The organism is Amycolatopsis sp. NPDC048633 (assembly GCF_040650695.1).
Taxonomy (GTDB): Bacteria; Actinomycetota; Actinomycetes; order Mycobacteriales; family Pseudonocardiaceae; genus Amycolatopsis.
Genome location: NZ_JBEZHS010000006.1, coordinates 341,340 through 348,141, shown reverse-complemented (window position 1 = coordinate 348,141; position 6,802 = coordinate 341,340). Strand labels below are relative to the sequence as shown.

General features: G+C 71.3%; 5 protein-coding genes. 3 read left to right on the top strand and 2 right to left on the bottom strand.

What is annotated here, in order from left to right:
* A partial coding sequence (locus tag AB0C38_RS15560) for an ATP-binding protein (RefSeq protein ID WP_360672661.1) occupies window positions 1–1,462 on the bottom strand: 1,462 nt, incomplete at its 3' end.
* Between the two features lie 418 nt (window positions 1,463–1,880).
* Here AB0C38_RS15560 and AB0C38_RS15555 point away from each other — a divergent pair.
* The 3 genes from AB0C38_RS15555 (at window position 1,881) to rfbB (ending at window position 5,259) form a co-directional block, all read left to right on the top strand.
* A complete protein-coding gene (locus AB0C38_RS15555) occupies window positions 1,881–3,173 on the top strand; it encodes a histidine kinase (RefSeq protein WP_360672658.1) in 1,293 nt (430 codons plus the stop codon).
* 206 nt (window positions 3,174–3,379) lie between these two features.
* The gene (rfbA, locus tag AB0C38_RS15550) at window positions 3,380–4,267 is read left to right on the top strand and encodes a glucose-1-phosphate thymidylyltransferase RfbA (RefSeq protein WP_360672655.1); all 888 of its coding nucleotides are present in this window, start codon (window positions 3,380–3,382) and stop codon (window positions 4,265–4,267) included.
* A 20-nt stretch (window positions 4,268–4,287) separates the two neighbouring features.
* Window positions 4,288–5,259 carry a dTDP-glucose 4,6-dehydratase gene (rfbB, locus tag AB0C38_RS15545; protein ID WP_360672652.1) on the top strand — a complete coding sequence of 324 codons (972 nt, stop codon included), beginning with the start codon at window positions 4,288–4,290 and terminating at the stop codon, window positions 5,257–5,259.
* A gap of 1 nt (window position 5,260) precedes the next feature.
* Here the strand turns inward: rfbB and AB0C38_RS15540 are convergent, their stop codons facing one another.
* On the bottom strand, window positions 5,261–6,754 hold the full coding sequence (locus AB0C38_RS15540) for a glycosyltransferase family 39 protein (protein WP_360672649.1): 1,494 nt from the start codon (window positions 6,752–6,754) through the stop codon (window positions 5,261–5,263).
* Window positions 6,755–6,802 lie beyond the last annotated feature (48 nt).

The following is a 6,802-nucleotide window of genomic DNA, read 5'->3' as shown; positions in this document are numbered from 1 at the left end:
TCTCCCGTTGTGCCCGCGCCCCCCGGGGGCGGGGGCTGCCCGGGGCGCCCCCGCGCCCGGGCCGGCCGTGTGCGGGGGTCCCCCACCGGTCCGCGAGGTCCCGGGCACCGGGGTGGCGGGCCGCGGCCGCGCGGGGGGCGGTCGCGGCCCGGTCCCGCAGCAGGCCGCGCGCGGCCTCCCGGGTCGTGGCCGCGGCGGCGAGCGCCGCCACCGGCACCGCGGGCGAGTCCGTGCCGAGCCGTTTGGCCAGCCGGTCGACCAGGCCGCCGAGCGGCGCCTGCCGCCGGCCCGCGGCGTCCGCCGCGGTGACCGCGAGCGCGAACAGCACAGCCACGGCGCAGTGGTCACGCCGGTCGCGGGCGTGGCCGGCGGCCGTGCGCAGCTCGGTCATCGCCGCTTCCGGGTCGAGCTCGAGCCGGGCGGCGGCCAGCGCCAGCCGGACGTCGAGCCGGGCCGGCTCGGCGGCGGCCGCGCGGGACAGGTGGGCGACCGCGCTCGCCGGGTCGCCCCGGTGCTCCGCGGCGGTCGCGGCTTCGAGCGCGAGGTCGATCATCCAGCGCTCCTCGAGCCGCGGCAGCGCGCCGAGGTGCGGGGCGACCTCGGCGGCGGGCCGGGCGTCGTCGTTGAGCACCCTGGCGGCGCGCAAATGCAGGTGAGCGAGTTCTTCGGCGGGCGTTTCCGCGAGCAGGCGGGATCGGACCGACCGGTCGAGCACGCTTCCGGCGAACAGATTCGCGCGTCGAATTCCGTCGATGGCGATCCGCACCGGCCGCGCGGGCAGCCCGCACAAAGCGGCCACCCTCGTCACGTTCTGTTCGTCGAGGACCGCGACGGCGGTGGCCACGGTCCGTGCCTGCGCGGACAGCCCGGCCAGCGCGTCGACCGGGCTCGACGCGGCGACTTCCCAGCGGTGGCACCGGTCCTGCGCACCGATCTGCCCCAGCGCCCAGGTGCCGGGGCCGGACTCGTCGGGGCGGCGGCAGAGGACGAGCAGAAACCGCTCCGCGCGGCCGCACCGCAGCAGGAAGTCGAAGAACCGCACCGACGATTCGTCGCACCATTGGGCGTCTTCGACGACGATCACCGAATTCTTTTTCCGCAATGGTCCCGAAAGCAGCAGCGACCGCAGAGTGCGGAATTTCCGGTGGAGTGCGGAACCGTCTTCCGCGGGCAGTTCCAGCGTGCGCGCAATGGCTCCGCCCGGATCGGCGTGACCCGCGAACAGTTCGGTGAGCGCGTGGAACTCGGGAGGCTCGGCGACGCCCCCGCCGGAAAGACGAAGAATATTCGCAGACCGGCCCGCGGCCGTCGCTTCGAAGCCCGTGAGCAGGGCGCGGACGCCGCCATCGGGCGTTCCGTCCACCAGCGCGGCCTGCGCGGACTCCGTCCACGCGAGTACCGCACACCGGGACAACGTGCCCGGATCACCGGCGAAGACCGGATTCGGAGTGGGTTCCGACATGCCGCCATCGACCTTTCCTGCAAGCCCGGCAAAACCGAGCCCTTTCCCGCAGCCCCCAGAGCCGCCGAAGGATCTGACCGTCCGAACGCTATTGACACCGCCGCCGGGATGAAAACCACCGGCAGTGTCCGATCTGTGCCACTTCCTCCACTAACAGGTGACCGTACCAGGCGCGACGCATGCTGTCAGCGAAGACCACCACCCGGACGGGTGACATACTTGTAGCATTACCGAGCGCCTAAAACTGGACATTTAACCAAGACTTGAGGTCCCCCTTGTTGCCCGTGGGCCGACGGGGTGAAGGGGAACCAACGAAAGTTGTCGGTCCGTCCACCGCGGGGCAACTTTCGTCGCTAGTCCGGTCCGGGAAGCGGCGGTCAGCCTCCGGGCGGGTGACCCGGGAGCTAACGTGGAGCCCGTGTCGGACGTCACTCCAGGTACTCGAACCACGCTGCGTGAGCAGCTTGGCGCCCGTGTGGGGCCCAAGCACGAACTGGCGACCCTGCTCAGCGTGGCGGTGATCTTCGGCGCGCTCGACGTGGCGATCAGCATCAACAGCCACCCCACGACCGGCTGGGCCGGCCCCCGCGCCGACCTGATCCTCCAGCTGGTGGTCGACGTCTCGGTGCTCGGGCTGCGCCGCTTCCCCAAGACGGTCGCGGGCATCGCGCTGGCGGTGACCTTCGCGACGGTGTTGGCCGACGCGCTCACCCCCGGCCTGCTCTCCCCCGAGGACCCGGCCAGCCCGCTGATCCTGCCCCGCGTCACGTCGGTCATCGTGATCTTCCTGGTCCGGCTGGAGAGCCCGCGCGTCGCGTTCGCCTTCGTCGGCGCTTTCGCGGTCATCGGCAGCGAACCGTGGGCACCCAGCTGGACCATCACCCCGGTCGGCCTGCTCAGCACGATCGGCCCCGCGGCGGTCGTGCTCTACCTGGACGCGCGCAAGCAGCTGCTGCAGGAGCTGCGCGACCGCGCCGAGCGGGCCGAGCGCGAGACGCACCTGCTGGCCGAGCAGGCCCGGTTCGAAGAGCGCCGCCGCCTCGCCGCGGAGATGCACGACGTCCTCACCCACGGGCTCAGCCTGATGGTCCTGCACGCCGGGGCGCTGGGCATCAGCTCGAAGGAACCCGACGTCCGCAAGGCCGCCGAGGAGATCCGCGCCCGCGGCGCGATGGCGCTCGACGAGCTGCGCGACCTGGTCGGGGTGCTGAACACGACCTCGGCCGACATCTCCGAACGGATGGCGAACCCGAGCCCGCGCACCGGCTCGGCGGGCACGCCGGAGCAGACGCCCGACCCCTCGACGCTGGTCGCCGAGTCGGTCGCGGCCGGGATCCCGGTGGAGCTGGACGTCGAAGGCGAGCGCTCGCAGATGTCCCCCACGATCGCGCGCACGGTCCACCGGATCGTCCAGGAGGCGCTGACCAACGCCCGCAAACACGCCGCGGGCGCCGAGATCCGCGTCGAACTGCGCTACCGGCCGGACGGCGTCGGCATCCGCGTCGTCAACACCCCGCCCCGCCGCCAACCGGACGAGGTGCTGGCCGGCAGCGGCTCCGGGCTCGGCCTGTCCAGCCTGCGCCACCGCGTCGAGCTGGTCGGCGGCACCCTCCAGGCCGGCCCGACGCCGGACGGCGGGTTCCGCATCGCCGCGGACCTGCCGTCGTACGTGCCGACGACGGAGACGCGCCAGAAGTCCGCCCACCGCTGACCCCCGCCGCGATGCCATGAACGACCCTTTCACCTCGTCCGACGTCATGAACGAGTCGTTCATGACGTCCGGCGGCGGCTCCCGCGGTGCCGGTGGCCCGACCCGTGCGAAGGGTCCGCCGGGCCAGGACTGGAGATTCTCCTACTACTCCCGCGCTTAGGGTCGGGCCGACCGCGATCCTTACCGACCAAGAACGTGGGGCCCACATGAAAGGCATCATCCTGGCCGGCGGCAGTGGCTCCCGACTGCATCCGGTCACGCTGGGCGTCTCCAAGCAGCTCGTCCCGGTCTACAACAAGCCGATGATCTACTACCCGCTGTCGGTGCTGATGCTCGCCGGCATCACCGAGATCCTGCTCATCTCGACCCCGCACGACCTGCCCGCGTTCAAGCGGCTGCTCGGCGACGGGGCCGAGCTCGGCCTTCAGCTCAGCTACGCCGAGCAGGCCCACCCGAACGGTCTCGCGGAGGCCTTCATCATCGGCGAGGAGCACATCGGCGACGACACCTCCGCCCTCATCCTCGGCGACAACATCTTCCACGGGCAGGGTTTCTCGGACATGCTGCGCGCCGCGACCCACGACCTCAAGGGCTGCGTCCTGTTCGGCTACGAGGTCTCCGACCCGCACCGCCACGGCATCGGCGAGGTCGACGCCGACGGGAACCTGATCTCCATCGAGGAGAAGCCGGCCGACCCGAAGTCGAACCTGGCGCTCACCGGCCTCTACTTCTACGACAACGACGTGGTCGAGATCGCCAAGGGGCTCAAGCCGTCCGCGCGCGGCGAGCTGGAGATCACCGACCTCAACAACGTCTACCTCGACCGGGGCCGCGCAAGCTGCGTCGACCTCGGCCGCGGCTTCGCCTGGCTGGACACCGGCACGCACAAGTCGCTGCTGGACGCCGGCCAGTACGTGCAGACGATGGAGGCACGCCAGGGCGTGCAGATCGCCTGCCTCGAAGAGATCGCGCTGCGCATGGGCTTCATCGACGCCGACCGGTGCTACGCGCTGGGCGAGCGGATCGGCAGCTCGGGCTACGGCGAGTACGTCATGGACTTCGCGCGCCGCGCGCGGCCGCTCACCACGGTCTGAACCCCCGGAGGATCCTTCCCATGCGCATGGTGGTCACCGGCGGCGCCGGTTTCATCGGCTCGGCCTACGTCCGCAACGTGCTTTCCGGCCACTACGCCGGTTTCGAGCCGGACGAGCTGGTCGTGCTCGACAAGTTCACCTACGCGGGCAACCGCGCGAACCTGGCGCCGGTCGCCGCCGACGAACGCCTGCGTGTCGTCGTCGGCGACATCTGCGACCCCGAGGTCGTCGAGCGGGAGCTGACCGGCACCGACCTCGTCGTGCACTTCGCCGCCGAGTCCCATGTGGACCGTTCGATCGCGGGCTCGGCGGAGTTCGTCCGCACCAACGTGCTCGGCACCCAGACCCTGCTGCAGGCCGCGCTCGAGCGCGAGGTCGGCAAGTTCGTCCACGTGTCCACCGACGAGGTGTACGGCTCCATCGACGAGGGCTCCTGGCCCGAGGACCACCCGGTCGCCCCCAACTCGCCCTACTCGGCGTCCAAGGCGTCCTCGGACCTGCTGGTCCGCGCCTTCTTCATCACCCACGGGCTCAACGCCTCGATCACGCGCTGCTCCAACAACTACGGGCCGTACCAGTACCCGGAGAAGGTCATCCCGCTGTTCGTCACCAACCTGGTCGACGGGCTCCAGGTGCCGCTCTACGGCGACGGCCTCAACGTCCGCGACTGGCTGCACGTCGAAGACCATTGCCGCGGCATCCAGCTGGTGGCCGAGCGAGGACGCGCCGGCGAGGTCTACAACATCGGCGGCGGCACCGAGCTGACCAACCGCGAGCTCACCGAGCGGCTGCTCGAAGTCACCGGCCGCGACCACACCGCCATCCGGCCGGTCGAGGACCGCAAGGGCCACGACCGCCGCTACTCGGTGGACATCACGAAGATCTCCACCGAGCTCGGCTACACCCCGCAGGTCGACATCGACACCGGCCTGCGCGACACCGTCGACTGGTACAAGAACAACCGCGACTGGTGGGAGCCGCTCAAGGGCTGACCTACTGCGTACGCAGCTTGGGCCACAAGGCGTCCCACGCGGTGTTGCGTCCACTGAAGACGGTCATCAGCTGCGGCACGACGTCCTGCCGGTGGGCGAACGCCCCAGTCACCAGCGGGCTCGCGTCGCCGACGAACAGGACGCTGTCGACGCTCTCGTCCGGGTGCCCGAAGTAGAAGTACCCGCGGTGCGCGCTGTAGACGTTCGGAAGTCCACGCTCGGCGCCGAAGAGCTGGAGGTCGGCGGCGAACGCGTAGCTGTCGGTCATGATCGCCGTCCGGGCGCGCTGCTCCGGCGGCAGCGACCGGTAGACCTGCACCACGGCGTCGGAGAGCTGGCCCAGCTGACCGTCGGACTGCACGAAGACCTTCGCCGTCAACGGCACCAGCGGCACGTCCGGAATTCGCTCGGCCCAGGACTTCGGGTAGATCGGCATCGCCACGAGCGCCTGCAGGACCGACGCCGCGACCAGGAGCCAGCCGACCGCCTTCGCGGCCGTGGGCCACTTGACGTCCTGCAGGCCCACGGCACCGGCCGCGAACAGCAGCGCGTACAGGCTGTAGACGTAGTAAGAGCGGCCGGAGGTCAGCAGGTAGGCCACGATCAGCAGCAGGAACGCGACGCCCAGGAAGCGGTAGGGCCGCAGGTCACGCGCGGCGAGCAGGCGCCCGAAGCCGAACAGCGCGAGCGGCACGCCGATCACCAGGCCGGGCCCGGACAGGAGCTCGAGCAGGAACGGGCCGGTGCCCGGGAACTCGGCCGCGACGACCTCGGACATCCGGGCGTACGGCCAGCCGTTGGCGGCCTGCCAGACCAGCGTCGGCACCGTGGTCAGCGTCGCGACGAGCGCGCCCGCCCACAGCAGCGGACGGCGCACGAGGTCGCGCGGCCCGAAGACCAGCGACGCCGCGGCGAGCGCCACCCACAGGGCAGGCACCAGGAACTTCGTCTGCAGCGACACGGCCGTGACGAGCCCGGCGGCGAACAGCAGCCGGTCGTCGGCCACGCCCTCGCGCCGCTGCCGGGTCCACCGCACGACCAGCCAGACGATGAGCGACCAGAAGAACGGGTCGATCGAGTAGGTCGCGAGGTAGTGGCAGATCAGCGTGGCGCCGGACATCGCGTACGCCGCGGCGGCGACGGTCTGCGCGACCCGGCGGCCGCCCAGCTCGCGGGCGATCAGCGCGCTCAGCACGATCCCGCCGACGGCGGCGAGCGTGGCGGGCAGCCGCAGAGCGACCAGCGAGCCGGGGAACAGGTGGTCCAGCCCCGCGGCCAAGAACGGCACCAGCGGTGGCTGGTCGAAGTAGCCCCACGCGGGGTGGTCGCGGCCGGCCACCACGAAGTAGGCCTCGTCGAAGGAGAACCCGTAGTTCCGGCTGGCGATGAGGAGCAGGGCTCCGGCGACTCCCGCGATCAGGAGAACCGGAGTCCGCGCGAACGCCGGGCGCGTGCGGCCCGGCCGGCTGTCGGTGGTCTCACTGGTAAGGGTCATACCTCAAGTAGACCCAAGGTGACCCCTCCCGCGAGACGGCCGGGAGTC